We start from the raw sequence: 16,470 nt of genomic DNA, 5'->3' as shown, positions 1-16,470 counted from the left end.
GGGAACTGCCGGTCAGGCTGTCCCTGAGAGCCGGCAGGTATTTGTCTCATAACGGACACTCGCGGCGTGCCCTACGATCGGCGGTTGACCAAAAGCAGTCAGCAGTCGTAGGTGTGTGTTGGCGCAACGGACTCGTTGCCCGGTAGTTTCGGCGACAACAAGACCGGCGACCAGACCGTCGGCGATGGCACACTCACGAGCATCCAGAGCGCGTACTGGTCCGGTTCGGAGTATGTGACGTTTCCGTTCTACGCGTGGCGCTTCGGCCCCGACGGTGGCGGCCGGACCATCGTCAGTAAGGCCGGCACGCAGTGCGGTTGGGCAGTCCGCCCCGGACAAGTCGCCGCCCCCGCTGTCTGGCACGGCGGTGCTGATGGCACTGGGGTTGTTGGAGCTCGGGGCTGCCCGGCGGGTGCGGCGGCGACTTTGGTGATGTACGCACTGGGCACGGAGGCCGGCCGGGCCAGGCACCGTGAATTGGAGCACCTTCGACGTGGCACGGCAATTTCCAGCGTCGCCGGTGCTGTCCGCCAAGCGGGCGCGGTCCGGACTTCCACCCGTTATTCGGTCGGGCTCGGCTGGAGGCCATCGCCCGCACCTTCACGCTGCTGCTGCGCTATCCCGAGGTCCGGATGCCGGCGTCGCTGAGCCGGCCCTTCTGAAAGAACACCGCGTTCATGCTGGCGCTGCTGCTCGCCGCCGTCGCCGTCATGCTGCTGCCGCACCACTCGACGCCTCACCAGCCCCGCGCCAGCAACGGCGCAAGGAACCGCCCCGTGTGCGAGGCGTCGATCTGTGCAATCTGCTCCGGCGTACCGGCGGCGACGATCTGCCCGCCCTGGTCGCCGCCCTCGGGGCCTAAGTCGATGATCCAGTCCGCGGTCTTGATGACGTCCAGGTTGTGCTCGATGACCACGACGGTGTTGCCGTGGTCACGCAGGCGGTGCAGCACGTCCAGCAGGTGCTTCACGTCGTGGAAGTGGAGCCCCGTGGTGGGCTCGTCCAGGATGTACAGCGTGCGGCCGGTGTCGCGCTTGGACAGCTCCCGGCTGAGCTTGACCCGCTGGGCCTCGCCGCCGGACAGCGTGACCGCGTTCTGCCCCAGGCGCAGGTAGCCCAGCCCCACCTCCACCAGGGTCTTGAGCTTGCGGTGGATCACCTGCACCGGCAGAAAGAAGGTCAGCGCGTCCTCCACCGTCAGGTCCAGCACCTCGTCGATGGTCTTGCCCTTGTAGCGGATCTCCAGGGTCTCGCGATTGTAGCGCCGGCCGCGGCAGGCGTCGCACTGCACATAGACATCCGGCAGGAAGTGCATTTCCACCCGAATCAGCCCGTCGCCCTTGCAGGCCTCGCAGCGCCCGCCCTTGACGTTGAAGCTGAAGCGCCCGGGGCCGTAGCCGCGGGAGCGGGCCTCCGGCACATTGGCGAACAGGTCCCGGATCAGGTTGAACACACCGGTGTAGGTGGCCGGGTTGGAGCGGGGCGTGCGGCCGATGGGGCTCTGGTCGATGTCCACCACCTTGTCGAAGTGCTCAAGCCCCTCGATGGCGGCGTGCGGGGCCGCGCGCAGGCTCGCGGCATTGAGCCGGCGGGCGGCGGCGGGGTACAGGGTGTCGTTCACCAGCGTGGATTTGCCGGAGCCGGAGACGCCGGTGACACAGCAAAAGGTGCCGACGGGGATGGCGGCATCGATGCCGTGCAGATTGTTGCCGGCGGCGCCGCGGATAACGAGCTGATGGCCGTCCTTGGCCGGTTTGCGCTCGGTGGGAATCTCGATGCGCAGGGCGCCGGACAGGTAGCGGCCGGTGAGGGAGTCCGGGTCGGCGGCGATCTCGTCCGCCGTGCCGGCCGCCACCAGCTCGCCGCCATGGGCGCCGGCGCCTGGACCTAAGTCCACGACGTGGTCGGCGGCGCGGATGGCATCGGCGTCGTGCTCGACGACGATGACGGTGTTGCCGAGGTCCCTGAGCCTCGTGAGCGTGCCCAGCAGCCGCTCGTTGTCGCGCTGGTGCAGCCCGATGCTGGGCTCATCCAGGATGTACATGACCCCAACCAGCCCGGCGCCGATCTGGCTGGCGAGCCGAATGCGCTGGGCTTCACCGCCGGAGAGGCTCTCGGCGCTGCGCTCCAGGGTCAGATAATCGAGCCCGACGTCGGCGAGAAACTTGAGCCGCTGGGCGATCTCCTGCAGCACCTTGGCGGCGATCTCCGCGCGCTGGCCCGCAAGGCGGCCGTCCTCCCGCAGCCCGTCGAGCCACCTGAGTGACTCGCCCACCGGCATCGCGGAGATGGCGCCCAGGTCCTTGCCCGCCACCAGCACATTGCGCGCGGCGGCGTTGAGTCGGGCGCCGCCGCAGGCAGGGCAGGGGCGGGTGGAAATGAAGCGGGCCAGCTCCTCGCGCACCGTCGAAGAGTCCGTCTCCCGGTAGCGGCGCTGCATGTTGCCGAGCACGCCCTCGAAGCTGCGCTGCTTACCGGTGCCGCGCTCGTGCGGGAGCTTGAGCTTGAGCTTCTCGTCGCCGCTGCCGTGCAGCACCACCTGCTGTGCGAAGGGCTCCAGATCCTGCCAGGGCACGTCCAGCTCGAAGCCGAAGTGCGCCGCCAGCGACTTGATCATGCCGAAGTAGTAGCCGTTGCGCCTGTCCCAGCCGCGGATGGCACCGTCCGCGAGGCTCAGCTGCGGCTGGGCGACCACCTTGGCGGGGTCGAAGTACTGCTCCACGCCGAGCCCGTCGCAGGTGGGGCAGGCGCCGGCGGGGTTGTTGAAGGAGAACAGCCTGGGCTCCAGCTCTGCCAGGCTCCAGCTGCACACGGGGCAGGCGAAGTTGGCGGAGAAGGTCTCGGGCTCGGCCTCGGTGTCGTCCATGGAGGCCACCCGCAGGATGCCGCCCGAGAGCTTGAGCGCCGTCTCGATGGACTCAGCGAGCCGTAATTGCAGGTCCGGGCGCACGCGGAAGCGGTCCACGACGACTTCGATGTCGTGCCTCTTCCTGGCATCCAGCTGCGGCGGGGCGTCCAGCTCCACCAGCGCGCCGTCGATGCGCGCACGCACGAAGCCCTGGGCGTTCAGCTCCGTCAGCAGGTGCTGGTACTCGCCCTTGCGTGCGGCCACCAGCGGCGCCAGCAGCATCAGGCGCTCGCCCTCGGGGCGGGCGAGGATAGTGTCGACCATCTGTGTGACGGTTTGGGCCGACAGCGGCTCGCCGTGCTCCGGGCAGTGCGGCGTGCCCACCCGCGCGTAGAGCAGGCGCAGGTAATCGTGGATCTCGGTGATGGTGCCGACGGTGGAGCGGGGGTTGTGGGAGGTGGTCTTCTGCTCGATGGCGATGGCCGGCGACAGGCCCTCGATGAGGTCCGCGTCCGGCTTGTCCATCATGGACAGGAACTGCCGCGCATACGCGGACAGGGACTCCACGTAGCGCCGCTGGCCCTCGGCATAAATGGTGTCGAAGGCCAGCGACGACTTGCCGGAGCCGGACAGGCCGGTGATCACCACCAGCCGGTCCCGCGGCAGGTCGAGGTCCAGGTCCTTCAGGTTGTGCGTGCGCGCCCCGCGGATGCGGATCGAATCCATTCCTGACGGCGCCCCCTGGACCTCGGTCTGGGTTCAGTTGCCGCCGGCCAGGCGCTGATACAGCGCGTCGGCCTCAGCCTTCTCCGGGAAGGACTGCGCCTTGAGGTTCAGCAGCAGGCGGCGGGCGCCGGCCGCGTCGCCGGTGCCCGCGAGCGCCTTGGCGTAGCGGAAGGCGATGCTGGGGTCCGTGCTGCCGGCATGTGCCTTGGAGAGCAGTGGCAGTGCGGCCGCGTAGTCGCCCTTGGCCAGCAGCACCGTGCCCTTGGTGTCGATGAAGGCCGCGTCCTCCGGGTTCAGCTCGAGCGCCCGCTCCGCGTAGCCGAGGGCTTCGTCCGGCTGCTCCTCGGCCAGCAGCATCGCCAGGTTGTTCAGCGCCACGCTGTTGTTGGGGTTGGTGTCCAGCACGCGGCGGTATTGAGCGATGGCCAGCCCGGGGTCGCCGTCCTCGATGCCGCGCTGGGCCAGCGCCATGCGCGCAGGGACGTTCTTCGGATGCTCCCGGAGCCAGCCCTCCAGCAGTGTGCGGGCCTGTGCGGAGCGTCCGGAACGGGCCATGACATCCGCCAGCAGCAGGGTGTAGGTCACGTCATCGGGATGCGCGTCGGCGAGCTCCGTGAGCATGCCGCTCGCCTGGGAGAAGTCGCCCTGATCGGCGAGAAAGCGCGCCTGGGCGGCACGCACCGTCGCATGGTCCGGGGCACGCGACGCGAGCTTCTCCAGCAGGGCGCGGCGCTCGGCTGCCGTGGGCTGTGCCGCCAGGATGGTCGCGAGGCGCCCATGCTCCAGCGCATCGGCGCGGTCCAGCTCCAGGCCCGTTGTCAGATTGCTCTCGGCGGCGCGCAGGTCGCCCATTTGGGCATAGAGGGATGCGAGCATGTACCGGTATTGCGGCATGGTCGGGTTGCGCTCGGCCAGATCGGTGAGGGTTGCCGCCGAGGTTGATCTGTCGCCGGCAGCAAGCTCCGCCTGCGCACGCAGGAGCAGCAAAGTTGGCGCGTCGCGCTGCGCTGCCGGCGCCTGGTTGAGCAGGGTACGGGCCGCGCCGGCGTCGCCGCCGGCAAGGTAGCTGCGCGCCAGCACCAGACGCAGACGCAATGCCTCCGGATTGCGCTTGAGAACCTCTTGCAGGCGCGCGTTGAAGTCTTCGGCGTTGCCCTCGCGGAAGTCGAGCGCAGCGCGGGCCAGCACCACGTCCGGGTTGGCGGGATCGGCGGCCAGCGCCGAGTCGAGGGTCTGTAACGCCTGGTCACGGCGGTCGGTGCCGAGCTCCAGTGCCGCCAGCGCGAGCGCTGCCCGCTCGAACGTGGGGTCCAGCTCCAGGGCCTTGGCGAAGGCGGCCCGGGCCGCATCCAGGTCACCCGCCTGGGCAAAGAGCGCGGCTTTGGCGGTGTGTGCCATGGGGGAGTCGGGCGCGTGCTCGATGAACGCGTCGGCGGCGGCCATGGCGGCGTCGGCGTCCTCCGCGGCGATGTGGGCGCGCAGCAACTGCATCCGCGCCCGCTCGTTGTCGGGCTCTTCGCTGATCACGCGCGTCAGCAGCGTCAGCGCAGCGTCGGTATCGCCCTCGGCCAGCAACTGCTGTGCATGCGCCACCTGTGCGGAGCCGAGCTCGGGGAAGCGTTCGGCGGCCGTGGCGACGAGGGCCTCGGCTTCCGCTGCGCGCCCCTGTGCTGCAAGCGCCCGGCGCAGCAGCTCCATGGCCGCCGGCGTCGCCTGCGGCGACTCGGCCACCGGCCGTATGGCCTCCTCGGCCCCGGCGGCATTGCCCTGGGCCAGGCGGGTGCGGGCGAGCAGCGCCAGCCCCTGAATGTTGTTCGGCACCGCTGCTGTCAGCCGCAGCAGGTACTCCTCGGCCTGGGCGTTGCGATCCAGCCGGTGCAGCGCCAGCGCCGCGTAGTAGATGGCGGTGACGTCACTGGGTGCCCGCCGCAGATAGGCCTCCAGGCGCTCTGCGGCAGCGGCGGTGTCGCCCTGGAGCAGCAGCAGACGCCCCTCCAGGTAGTCGAGACCCGGCAGGCGCGGGCGCTCGCCGCGCACTGCGTCGATGTCAGCGGCGGCAGATTCCAGGTTCTGCCCGTCGAGGTGCAGCACCGCGCGCTGGTAATGCAGCGGCCAGGTGCTGCGGGCGTGCTCGATCGCCCTGGTGTAAGCGTCGATGGCGGCCTCGGTGTTCTGCTCGAGCCGCTCCAGCGTCGCCAGCGCCTGCCAGGCGTCCGCCGACTCGGGATGCAGCTCGATGGCCCGCTGGATCGTGCTCCGGGCCGCCGCTGCATCCTCGCGGCGCAGCTGCAGGGTTGCCTCGCCGAGCATCGCCCGCGGCGACTCGGGGTCCGCGGCCAGTGCGGCGGAGATCGCTTCGGCGGCATCGGATTCGCGGTCCAGCGACAGCAGCACGCTCCCGCGCAGGGCCAGAATCTCGGCGCGCTGGGCAGGGCTGGCGTCCGCCGGCGGCTCCGCCCACTCCAGCGCCCGGGTCAGCTCGCGCTGTGTCAGCAGGGCCTCCACCAGGCCGGCGCGGGTCTCGGCATCGCTTGCGCCGCCGTCGCGGGCGCGCATGATCTCCTGCTCAGCCGCCAGGGGCTCTCCGGCATCGAGGTACACGCGCCCGAGCATCAGGCGGGCTTCGGCGTCGTCCGGATTCTGCTGCAGCAGATCCTTGAGGCGGACCACTGCGCTCTGGATCTGGCCCGCCTGCCAGTCCTCCCGGGCGGCTTCCAGGGATGCGGCGACCGGCAGCGACGCGCACGTCAGCAGCAGGAGCAGGGCTGTCACGGTAATCGAGTGACGGCGATGGCGATGGGCAATGCGGTGAGCGGCCATGGCAGGACTTCTAATGGGCGAGGTTTCCAGGGAGCGACGGGTGCCAGGATCAGTGATCCTGACGCGCGGGCGCATCATAACAATTTGCCCGCAGCCATCGGCGGGCGTGGGCGTACACGGACGGATTGCGCCGACGAGTTGCGCCCCTGGTGCAGCCTCCCAGGCGATGGTCAGGCGGGTGCGGCAGTGCGGCCTGCGCAGCGGCCCCGACCGGCCGTGGCCGACCGGCAGCGGGGGCCGCCACTGATTTGCAGTAACCTTCGGGTGGTCAGGGCGTCAATCCCGTGCCTGCTCCAGTGCTGCGATGCGCTCTTCCAGCGGCGGGTGGCTCGCGAAAAGCTTCTTCAGCCCGTCGCCGATATTGCCGGAGATGCCGAACGCGGCGAACTCGCCGGCCGGCAGGTCGTGCGGCTCGTGTACGCGCTGCAACGCCCGCAGCGCCGCGATCATGCGCTCCCGGCCGGCCAGCCGGGCGCCGCCCGCATCGGCCCGGAACTCGCGGAAGCGCGAGAACCACATGACGATGATGGATGCGAGGAAGCCGAGCACGATCTCGGCGATGATGGACACCACAAAGTAGCCGATACCGACGCCGCCGCTTTCATCGTTGCCGCGCAGGGCAGAGTCGACGAAGCCGCCGATGACCCGCGCGAGCACGATGACGAAGGTGTTCAGCACGCCCTGGATCAGCGCCAGCGTCACCATGTCACCGTTGGCGACATGGCTGATCTCATGGCCCACCACGGCCTCCACCTCGTCGCGGTTCATGTGCTGCAGCAGGCCGGTGCTGACGGCCACCAGCGCGTCGTTGCGGTTCCAGCCGGTGGCGAAGGCGTTGGGGTCGGGCTGGTCGAAGATGCCCACCTCGGGCATGCGGATGCCGCTCTCTTCGGACTGTTTGCGCACGATCTCGAACAGCCACTGCTCGAAGGGGGTCTGCGGCTGCTCGATGATCTGCACCCCCATGGACCGCTTGGCGAGCCACTTGGACATGAACAGCGAGATCATGGAGCCGCCGAAGCCGAACAGCAGCGCCATGATCAGCAGCCCGCTGCCGGTCTGCGCGGACAGCCCGAGGATGCTCAGCACGATATAGAGCACTGTCAGGATCGCGAAGTTCGTTGCGACGAACAGCAACACTCTCAACATCGGTAGGGTTCTCCCAGTGGGTGAAGACGGATTGGCTTCCGGTGGTGAAATTTCGGTGCTGCTAAAGTGGATGCCCGCGGCGCGCCGCGCAAGTGAGTCGGCAACTGTCGGTTGCCGCCGGTGCTGAGCGCCGGCGCCGGCGCGGACAATCGGGGCTGGACAGATCGCCGTTCGGGGATTATAGTGCGCGGCTTACTGGGGCCATAGCTCAGCTGGGAGAGCGCAACACTGGCAGTGTTGAGGTCGGCGGTTCGATCCCGCCTGGCTCCACCAGACAAGCCTCTTTGGACCGCGCCAACCCCGGACATGCTTGATCCGTACAAGCTCACCCCGGGCAAGCCGTCCCGACGCCGCCGGCCGGCCGCCTGAGCGCCCGGCCGGTTTTGTGTCAGGACCTGCTTTCAGTCCCCATCGTCTAGAGGCCTAGGACACCGCCCTTTCACGGCGGCAACCGGGGTTCGAATCCCCGTGGGGACGCCAACAAATCAAGGGGCTGCTCGGGTTTTCGGGCAGCCCCTTTTTTTGTTGGGTTCGGGTTGGGTGACGTTCCGATTCCGGCTGCATACGTCCAGCAGGGCAGGTGCAACCCGATCAGCTCGCCGGCGCGGTGGAGCAGGCGGAGCATGCCCATCGAGCGAGAAGGGCTGCCTTCGACACGGTTCACCGTGCTACCCAGCCATGTCGACCTCTTGGGCCAAGGACCCGATTGTGCCGCCGTCGGCTTGGCCGTGATCGGGCGCGGCATCGACACGCACGCAGGCCAGGCAATCGCCGAGAGCGCTGGTGACAGCACGAGCGGACATGAAAACGCCCCCGGCCGGGGGCGTTCTTGCGGTTGGGGTCGGGGCCGTTGGTGCCGGCCCCTGACCGGCGTGACTACGCTTGCTCTGCCAGCGCCGCCTTCTCCTTCGGCTTGGCAATCTCGGAGATCGGCACCGCGACCTCGCGTTGGCCGTTGAGATTTGGTCCGTTGTACTGCGCGATCTGCTCCTCGGTCATCTGTTGGTCGCCGCCGCCGCAGGCCATGGCCGCGTGGGCCGGCTCCGCGCCGCCGCAGGCCTTGACCGAGGCCATGACGCCGCTCGGCTGGCTGACCCCCGCCGCGCGCTTCTTCACGACCTCGGGCTTGACCGCCGAGCCGTCGATGGGGCGCTTGGCGGCGGGGGCCTGCTTCCAGGCGTTGTGATCCGGCTCCTCGATCTTCGAGGCGGACTTGTCGTAGTCGAAGCGGATCAGCTTCTTGAACATCGGGCCCCAGTAGTTCTGCTGGCCCAGCTGGTAGAACTTGCGCTCGAAGGCGCTCTTGAAGAAGGCCTTGATGCAGCCGATGAGGTAGCGGCGGCGGAACGGGTCCTTCACCCAGGGGTACTGGAAGAGCATGCGCTTCATGTAGAAGCGCCGGTAGTTTGCCATGACGCCGTCGAGCAGCTCGGCGCGGTCGATGCTGTCCGGCTTCATGATGGGCGAGACGAAGTTGTACTTGGAGTAGTCGAAGACCTCCACCTTCTCGCCCAGCTCCGTGAACATGTCGGAGAAGGGCCAGGGGGTGAACATGGACCAGTTGGCCATGTCGGCGCCCCAGTCCATGACCATCTGGTAGGTCTCCTCCAGGGTCTCGCGGGTCTCGTTCTCCAGCCCGACGATGAACTGCGCCTCGGTGACGATGCCGTTCTGCTGCAGAAGCTGGATGGCGCGCTTGTTCTGCGCGACGGTGGTCTCCTTGACGAAGCGGTCCAGGTTCAGCTGTGCCGCGGCCTCGGTGCCGAGCGAGATGTGTACCAGGCCGGCCTTGCGGTAGAAGGGCAGCAGCTCCTCGTCGCGCATGACGTCCGTCACGCGGGTGTTGATGCCCCACTGGATGTCCAGGTCGCGGTCGATGAGCTCCTGGCAGAACTCGATGAACTTGGCGCGGTTGATGGTGGGCTCTTCGTCCGCGAGGATGAAGAAGCCGACGCCGTGGACCTTCTTCAGCTCCTCGATCTCGTCCACCATCTCCTTCGGGCTGCGCACGCGGTAGTCGCGCCAGAACTTCCACTGGCTGCAGAACGAGCAGGTGAAGGGGCAGCCGCGGGCCATGTTCGGGGTCGCCACCGGCACGCCCAGCGGGATGTAGATGTACTTCTTCCAGTCCAGCAGGCCCCAGTCCGCCTTGATGGTGTCGATGTCCCGGATGGACGGCTCGGCGGGGGTTGCCACCACGGCGCCGTCGTCGCCGAGGAAGGCGATGCCTTTGATCTGATCGCGCTCGTTGGGCCAGCGGCCCTCGTCGATGGCGCGCACCAGGTTCAGCGTCACCGACTCGCCCTCGCCGCGGACGATGGCATCGATCCAGGGCGCCTCGGCCAGCACCTGCTTGAACATGAAGGTGGCATGGATGCCGCCGAGGACGGTGACGGCGCCCGGGCATTCTTCCTTGGCGATCTGAAGCACCCGCTGGGCGGCGTAGATCATGGGCGTCATGGCCGTGGTGGCGACGACGTCGGCGCCGGCCTCGCGGATGGCGATGCGCAGCTGCTCATCGTCCAGGTCGTCCACCAGGGCGTCGACGAACTGATAGTCCATGTAGCCGCCGGCCTTGAGGTAGCCGGCAACGTACGTGACCCAGGCCGGCGACCAGTTACCGGCGATGTCGGCGGCGCCGGCGCTGTAGTTGGGATGGACGAAAAGGATGCGCATGTATCGGCTCCGGTTCGGTGGGCGTCGGCCGCGGACAGGCACCGGCGGCTGCGTTGGGGTGGCGGCACGCCGCCGGGGTATGCTCGGCAGGCGCGCTGCGGCGGTTCTGATCCGGCAGAGTGTCGATGATCGACCCGGGCCGCGTCATTGAGCCCCATCTATCTTCGCGTCGATCCCGGCCCTGTGCGCCGCGGCTCCCGAGGGGTCGGCGTCGCGCGGCGTGGCCTGTTCCAACTCGCCTGTCCCGGATGGTACTGCGCTCAGCGCGCGCCGCCAGTGAAACACCTGTCATTCCGGCTTTCCGTTGACCGGTGTCAAGCTGACTGGACAGTCCGCGTCGGCTCATGCCTCCCCCTCAAGCGACTCCTTACTCAAGCGATGGCTGCCATGAAGCACTGCTACCTGATCGGCATCGGTCCGGGCCACCCGGACTTCCTGACCCTGCAGGCCGTGGACGCGATGCGGCGCGTCGACGTGTTCTTCCTGCTGGAGAAGGCGGGCCGTGGCAAGGACGAGCTCACGGCGCTGCGTCGGGAGATCATGCGACGGGTGCGCCCGCACGGGGACTACCGGGAGGTGCGTGTGCCGAGCCCGCCGCGACCGCGGGCCGTGGACCGTGACGGCGCGGCCTATCGCGCCATCGTCGCCGACTGGCATGCCGAGAAGCGGCGCATCTTCGCGGCGCTCCTGACCCGGGAGCTCGGCAACGGCGACAGCGCCGGTCTGCTGCTGTGGGGGGACCCGGCGTTGTACGACCAGACCGTGAGCATGGTGCAGGCCGTGGTCGCCGAGCTGCCGGAACGGGTCGGGGTCACCGTCATCCCGGGCATCAGCGCCGTGCAGGTGCTCGCCGCACGGCACCGGATTCCGCTGAACCGCGTCGGCGAGTCCGTGCAGATCATCACCGGACGCGAGGCGGAGCAGGTGGACCCGGGGTGTGTGCACAACGTCGTCGTCATGCTGGACTACAACGCTTCCTTCCAGCGCTTCGTCGGCCAGGACATGGACATCTACTGGGGCGGTTATCTGGGCGCCGCGGATGAGGTGCTGGTGTCGGGGCCGCTGGATGCGGTGCTGGACGAGCTGCTGCGGGTGCGGGCGGCGCTGCGCGAGCAGAAGGGCTGGCTGATGGACACCTATCTGCTGCGCCGGCGCGAGTCGCCTGAGGTGGACGCGGGTGACGACGGGTGATGGAGCGCCCTGGGCGATGGCGACAGTGGTCGGGATTGCGTCGAGCCTGCCGCGATTGTGGCATTTGCGACAGGTCTGACGCAGCGGCCGGGGCGCAGGGTACAGCCCTAGGCTTTGATGCAGCCCGGGTTTTCGGCGCCCGAGGGGCTTGAGGTCTTTGGCGCGGTGTTTGCTGCGTCCCGCAGGATGACGTCCCAGAGCGGGTGAGCATCCATTGTAGGCCGGGTCATGCTGTCGCTGTCCCGACCTGCTGCGGCCCCGTCTCCGCGCAGCAACGCGTTGCTTGCCAAGCTCAAAGACCCAGGCGAGCCCGGCCCAGGCATCCACAGGATCTTCCATGTCCCCTACCAAGCCCGACGTGCAGGACTACCTGCAGCTCTTCCGCCAGTATGGCGGCGATCTCACCGCCCTCTATCGGGCGCCTGAGGACGACCGGTACGCCCTGTTGTTCGAGCAGGTGGTGCGCCTGTTGGTGCGGCCGTCGCCCTTCAATCTGCGCCTGCCGGACGAATTCCGCATGGCGGCCCGGCGCTGGCGCGATGGTCACCAGCCGACGGTAGCCAGGCTGCGGGAGCCGGCCAACCGCCATTTCATGCTCTGTGAGCTCTATGACCTGGTGATGCTGAAGGGCGGGCTTGCCGCATCGCGGCAGCACGCGGGCGGGGGCCGGGCGCCGGCCTGACCCCAGCCGACCCGGCCTGCGTTGCGGAGGCGGGCCCGCTGGCGGGCGTGCGATACGCGTGCCGGCGGAAGTCCGGCGGCGCCGGTTTGATGCTTGATGCTGGGCGGCGCCGGTTTGATGCTTGATGCTGGGCGGCGCCGGTTTGATGCTGGGCGGCGCCGGTTTGATGCTGGGCGGCGCCGGTCTGCGTCTCAGCGCGTGGTGCGCTCGGCGTCGTTGCCCGTGCCGCTGCGGCTGCGGGATTCGCCGGGGCTGCGCTGGGTGCGGCTGGTGGAGCCGCCGCGCTGTGTGCTCTCCTGCTTCAGCCAGTCGTAGGACTGCGTGCCGCCGGCGTTCTGTTGGGGGGCGGCCTGTGCCGGTGTCTGCTGCTGCGTCTGCTGCCCCGGCGTCGGCGGTTGGCTGGGGCCGCCGCGGGGCTGCATGGCCCGCATGCGCCGCTCGGCGGCGGCGCGATCGGCATCCGTGGGGCCCGGGTCGATGCGCACCTGCTCCACGCGCTCCGGGTCGGCGCCGACAGCGGGTGAGGAGGAGTAGACGACGTTGCCGTCGGCGTCCACACCCTTGTACACCTGCGCGCCGGCAATGCCTGCCGCCAGCAGCAGGCCGCCGGTGCCGGCTGTCACCGCGCGGTGTACCACGGCTCAGAAGGCGCCGGTGGCGCCGGCCGTGATGATGGAGAGCATCTCGCCGTTGACGGTGATGGCGATGGCCTGAAGCTCCGGTGGCAGCTCGTAGGCGTTGATGATCATGTCCAGGTTCAGCATCTCCAGCCAGTACTTGCCCTCGTTGTCCTCCACCAGGGCGATGCTGCAGGGCATGTAGGCGGCGTAGATGGTGTTGAAGCGCACCATCTTGACGGCGTCCTCGGGACGACAGAACTGAAAGATCTCCAGCCGCGGCGAGTCGACGCCCCGGTTCTCAAGCTCTTTGCCGACGTTCTGGTGGCCCACCAGCTTCATGTTGAGCTCCACCGCCTTGGAGTTCATGGCATCGATGGCATCGTCCGGCGTCACGCCCTCCGCCAGCCCGATCTTGAGCACAGTCTGGCCGATCTCGAACATGTTGACTTCGGGCGCACCGGCCGGCTCCTGGGCGACGGCGGCGGCCGGCAGGAAGCTCGCGAGCAGCAGGGCGGCGGCGAGGCAGGTATGCAGTCTTTTCGTCATGGATCTTGACTCCTTGGTGGATCGGCTCGGACGCCGACGCAGCTTGACGCGGCGCTTCTCCGCAGCGGGGTGGGGCGCCGCGCTCATTTGTCTTTGTCTTCCTTGTCGTCGAGGCTCGCGATGAAGGCCAGGATATGCAGCAGCTCCTCGTCTTCGTACGCCGCGAAGGTCTCGTCCTCCGGGTCGTCGGCGTGGATGCGCTCTTTGTTCTTGAACATCTCGATCTGCCGCAGCAGGTATTCGTGGTACTGGCCGCGCAGCGGCGGCGACTCCTTGCGGGTCTTGCCTTCGCCCTTGCGGCCGTGACAGGTGCGGCAGTCGTAGCGGTACATCCGCTTGCCCTTGCGCGCACTGCCTTCCTCCGGGCCGGGTACGTCGAGATCAACCTCCAGGTCCGAGATGTAGGCCGACAGGTTGACCAGGTCCTGGTCGTCGGCGGTCTTGAGGCCGCCGACCACGAGCATCGCGTCATAGCCGCGCGCGCCGGTCTGGTAGTCCTGCAGGGCGTTGAGCAGGTAATACTCCGGCAGGCCGGCGATGCGCGGATACTTGCCGCCCAGGATGCCCTGGCCGTGCTGCCCATGGCAGAGCGCGCATTGGCGGTACATCACCTCGCCGGCTTGCCGGTCCGGCTCCATGTCCAGCAGGTCGATTTCGTCGTCGTCCTCGTCCTCGTCGGCGAGCGCCAGCGGCATGGCAAGCGCCAGCAGCAGCAGGAGGATCAATGGAAGGAGGGGCAGTGGGAAGGTGCGCGGGGAAAACGGGCGCTTCGGGGCCATGTGCAGACGCTCCAGGGTCCTGACGGGGTAATCCGCCCGCCGGCTGATGCCGGCCGGGCTTGGCGACGGCCGCCGCCGGCTTGGCGGCGGGACATCGCAATTGTTGTGGGCTCGGATGCTGTGCGTGCGGTCGTGCAGCCCGCCGGCGCCCGCTCGTTGCGGGTCCGTGCCGATGTGTCGGTCCGGCGTCGGAAGCGGCGCGGCCACGGGGCGGCTCGCGCCGATCAGCACCCTTCGGCCGGCGGTAACATAGAAGATCGATGGGGCGCCTGCAACCGCGGAGCCATTTGGGGGTTTACCGGCAGCCAAGCCCGGGCCGCCGGGCATGGCCGCCCCGGCAGCATGGAACCGACCTGTCGCATCGCCTGCGCATGCTCGCCGGCGCGCATCCCGTCAGGTCAGCCCGTCATCAGGCCAGCACATAGACCATCTCCATGGGCAGGCCCATGGCATCGTGCTCCTGCGCGTCCGGCAGGCACCGCCGGCAGTGGGTGCCCGCGACGGCGGCAGCGGCGGTGACGGCCAGCACCGCTGCGTCCAGGATGTCGTCGGCTGCCACGGCGCGCCGGGGATGGACGGCGGCCAGGGTCTCGAGATGCGGCGGGCAGCTCGGGTCCAGCATGGCGAGCAGGGCAAGGCGCTCCTGCCTGCCGGCGGGCCGGCGCTTGTTGTGCTGCATGGACCTTCGGCCGGCGAGGCCCCACAGGCAGAGCTCCGGGTGCGCCTCCCGCAGCCGGGCGCGAAGCGCCTTGTCCGCGCAGAGCAGCTGGTCCAGCTCACGGATCTTGCCGGCGATATTCCAGGTCTGCTGGGACAGGGCCACGCCTGTGTGCCGCCGGTTCACGGCGCAGGCGCTGCGATAGTCGGCGGCGTCCAGGGCGGCCCGGCAGGGCGGGCGAAAGACGCTGCTCGCCCGGGGGCGGCCCAGCAGTGCCCGGGCGGCGCGGTCGCAGCGGCGCTCGGCAGCGCCTGCGGAGACGAGGCCGATGGGCATGTCCACCAGGCTCAGCGCGCTCGCCTCGATCATCGGCGCGAGTGCGGCAATGTCCGCTGCGACGCCGCCGTCCCAGCCCGCGGCGGAGCGCCGGCACCAGACCCAGCCGGCCCGGCAGCCGTCGATGCCCACGGCGGCATCGGCGCCGCCCAGGTCAAGGCTCATGCGGCCGTGTGCGGTCTGGGGCCCGGGCTGTCGGCGCGCAGCGCCCGGCTCACCGCGGTGCCGGTGTCGTCGCCGCTGGCGAGCGCCCAGTGAATGGACGGCGGCGCCGCCGCCTCGCCGCAGATCCAGAGCTGCTCGCCCGCCCGCAGTGCGCCCCGGGGCGCTGTGACGCCCGACGCCTGCAGCGGCAGCGCCGCGGGCAGCCGGTACACCGCAAGCCGCTCCCAGACCTCCACCTGCGCACCGTACCACTCCCGCAGCTGGCGGCGGACGGCGGTCTCCAGCGCGTCGGGGTTGTGGCGGGCGCCGAAGACGTTGACGCAGACCAACGCCTGGCCCGCGGGGGCATAGTGGGCCGACAGGTTGCTCGGGCAGAGCAGGCTGTTGATCGGTCCCCCGCCGGTGGCGTTGAGCACCAGATACGGACCCTCGAACGGCGCCTCCGGCGCAGCGAAGTAGAAGCAGGTGGTGCCGCGGGTATCCGGGGCCTCGCGGCCGAGGAGCGCCGCCGCCGCCGTACCGTCGGTGGCGAGCACGGTGGCGCGGGCACGCAGCCGCGTGCCGTCGGCGAGATGGACGCCGTCGTCTTCCAGCCGCTCCACCCGCTGGCCCAGGCGCAGCCGTGCCGGTGCGAGCCGGCTTGCGAGCTGCAGTGGGATCTGCTCCATGCCCCGGGCCGGCAGCGCCGTGTCGCCCAGCGCGAAGGCGCGGAACACGAACTCGAAGGCGCGCGAGGAGACGTTGAGCTCCGGCTCGAAGAAGACGCCCGCGAAGAATGGCCGGAAGAACCGCGCCTGGATGCGCTCAGAGAAGCCGAGCCCGGCGAGCAAGGCGGGGGTCGGCTGCTCCGGGCGGTTGTACAGATCCGTCAGGTCGCCGAGCAGTGCGCGCCGACGCAGCCGCCAGAGCTTGAGCTTGTCCGCCAGGCTGCCCACCGGCGAGACCAGCATCTCCGGCAGCTGGGCGGGCCGCCGCCAGATGTCGCTCACGCGATGGAAGTCTTCGCCGATGCGCACCAGCGCCCCCGGATAGAAGGGGCGCAGATCGAGGGCCGCGTAGTCCAGCAGCCGCGCGGCGGCCGGGTACCAGGTCTGGAGCACCTGGAAGCCCCGGTCCAGCAGGAAGCCGTCGCGCACATCGGTGGCGATGCGCCCGCCGGCGCGCGTCTCCGCCTCGACGATGAGCGGGCGCAGCCCCTCGCGCTGCACGCGCAGGGCGCAGGCGAGCCCGGCGAGGCCGGCACCCACCACGATCACATCCGCATCCACGTATCT

At 69.4% G+C, this 16,470-nt stretch carries 11 protein-coding genes and 2 tRNA genes; 4 read left to right on the top strand and 9 right to left on the bottom strand.

What is annotated here, in order from left to right; translation table 11 throughout:
* Positions 1 to 736 precede the first annotated feature (736 nt).
* From uvrA to htpX, 3 genes are all read right to left on the bottom strand, one after another.
* A complete protein-coding gene (uvrA, locus tag QZ607_RS10220; protein WP_295882437.1) occupies positions 737 to 3,574 on the bottom strand; it encodes an excinuclease ABC subunit UvrA in 2,838 nt (945 codons plus the stop codon).
* A 33-nt stretch (positions 3,575 to 3,607) separates the two neighbouring features.
* On the bottom strand, positions 3,608 to 6,346 hold the full coding sequence (prsT, locus tag QZ607_RS10215) for an XrtA/PEP-CTERM system TPR-repeat protein PrsT (RefSeq protein WP_295882435.1): 2,739 nt from the start codon (positions 6,344 to 6,346) through the stop codon (positions 3,608 to 3,610).
* Positions 6,347 to 6,670: 324 nt separating this feature from the next.
* Positions 6,671 to 7,543, bottom strand: a complete 873-nt coding sequence (gene htpX, locus QZ607_RS10210; protein WP_295882433.1) for a protease HtpX — start codon at positions 7,541 to 7,543, stop codon at positions 6,671 to 6,673.
* 197 nt (positions 7,544 to 7,740) lie between these two features.
* Between htpX and QZ607_RS10205 the strand changes: the two genes are divergently transcribed.
* Positions 7,741 to 7,816 (top strand) — tRNA-Ala (locus QZ607_RS10205).
* A gap of 131 nt (positions 7,817 to 7,947) precedes the next feature.
* Positions 7,948 to 8,023 (top strand) — tRNA-Glu (locus tag QZ607_RS10200).
* 396 nt (positions 8,024 to 8,419) lie between these two features.
* Here the strand turns inward: QZ607_RS10200 and bchE are convergent.
* Positions 8,420 to 10,219 carry a magnesium-protoporphyrin IX monomethyl ester anaerobic oxidative cyclase gene (gene bchE / locus QZ607_RS10195; RefSeq protein ID WP_295882432.1) on the bottom strand — a complete coding sequence of 600 codons (1,800 nt, stop codon included), beginning with the start codon at positions 10,217 to 10,219 and terminating at the stop codon, positions 8,420 to 8,422.
* 387 nt (positions 10,220 to 10,606) lie between these two features.
* Here bchE and cobF point away from each other — a divergent pair, with 387 nt between their 5' ends.
* On the top strand, positions 10,607 to 11,410 hold the full coding sequence (cobF, locus tag QZ607_RS10190; RefSeq protein WP_295882430.1) for a precorrin-6A synthase (deacetylating): 804 nt from the start codon (positions 10,607 to 10,609) through the stop codon (positions 11,408 to 11,410).
* Between the two features lie 337 nt (positions 11,411 to 11,747).
* Entirely contained in the window at positions 11,748 to 12,092 is a 345-nt protein-coding gene (locus QZ607_RS10185; RefSeq protein WP_295882428.1) for a hypothetical protein, read from the top strand.
* A 191-nt stretch (positions 12,093 to 12,283) separates the two neighbouring features.
* On the opposite strand, the gene QZ607_RS10180 is transcribed toward QZ607_RS10185, so the two are convergent.
* From QZ607_RS10180 to QZ607_RS10160, 5 genes are all read right to left on the bottom strand, one after another.
* The gene (locus QZ607_RS10180) at positions 12,284 to 12,730 is read right to left on the bottom strand and encodes a DUF4124 domain-containing protein (RefSeq protein WP_295882426.1); all 447 of its coding nucleotides are present in this window, start codon (positions 12,728 to 12,730) and stop codon (positions 12,284 to 12,286) included.
* Between the two features lie 3 nt (positions 12,731 to 12,733).
* Positions 12,734 to 13,258, bottom strand: a complete 525-nt coding sequence (locus QZ607_RS10175) for a DUF302 domain-containing protein (protein WP_295882425.1) — start codon at positions 13,256 to 13,258, stop codon at positions 12,734 to 12,736.
* Between the two features lie 83 nt (positions 13,259 to 13,341).
* Positions 13,342 to 14,037 carry a c-type cytochrome gene (locus QZ607_RS10170; RefSeq protein ID WP_295882424.1) on the bottom strand — a complete coding sequence of 232 codons (696 nt, stop codon included), beginning with the start codon at positions 14,035 to 14,037 and terminating at the stop codon, positions 13,342 to 13,344.
* Positions 14,038 to 14,446: 409 nt separating this feature from the next.
* Positions 14,447 to 15,196, bottom strand: coding sequence for a DUF429 domain-containing protein (locus tag QZ607_RS10165; RefSeq protein WP_295882423.1), 750 nt, complete (start codon positions 15,194 to 15,196; stop codon positions 14,447 to 14,449).
* Positions 15,193 to 16,464, bottom strand: a complete 1,272-nt coding sequence (locus QZ607_RS10160; protein WP_295882421.1) for an NAD(P)/FAD-dependent oxidoreductase — start codon at positions 16,462 to 16,464, stop codon at positions 15,193 to 15,195. The genes QZ607_RS10165 and QZ607_RS10160 overlap by 4 nt, the downstream gene beginning before the upstream one ends.
* Positions 16,465 to 16,470 lie beyond the last annotated feature (6 nt).

The sequence above is a fragment of the uncultured Thiohalocapsa sp. genome (genome assembly GCF_913063425.1).
Lineage (GTDB): Bacteria > Pseudomonadota > Gammaproteobacteria > Chromatiales > Chromatiaceae > Thiohalocapsa.
Note: the sequence above shows the minus strand (reverse complement) of the source record. Positions and strands in the feature narration are given on the sequence as shown.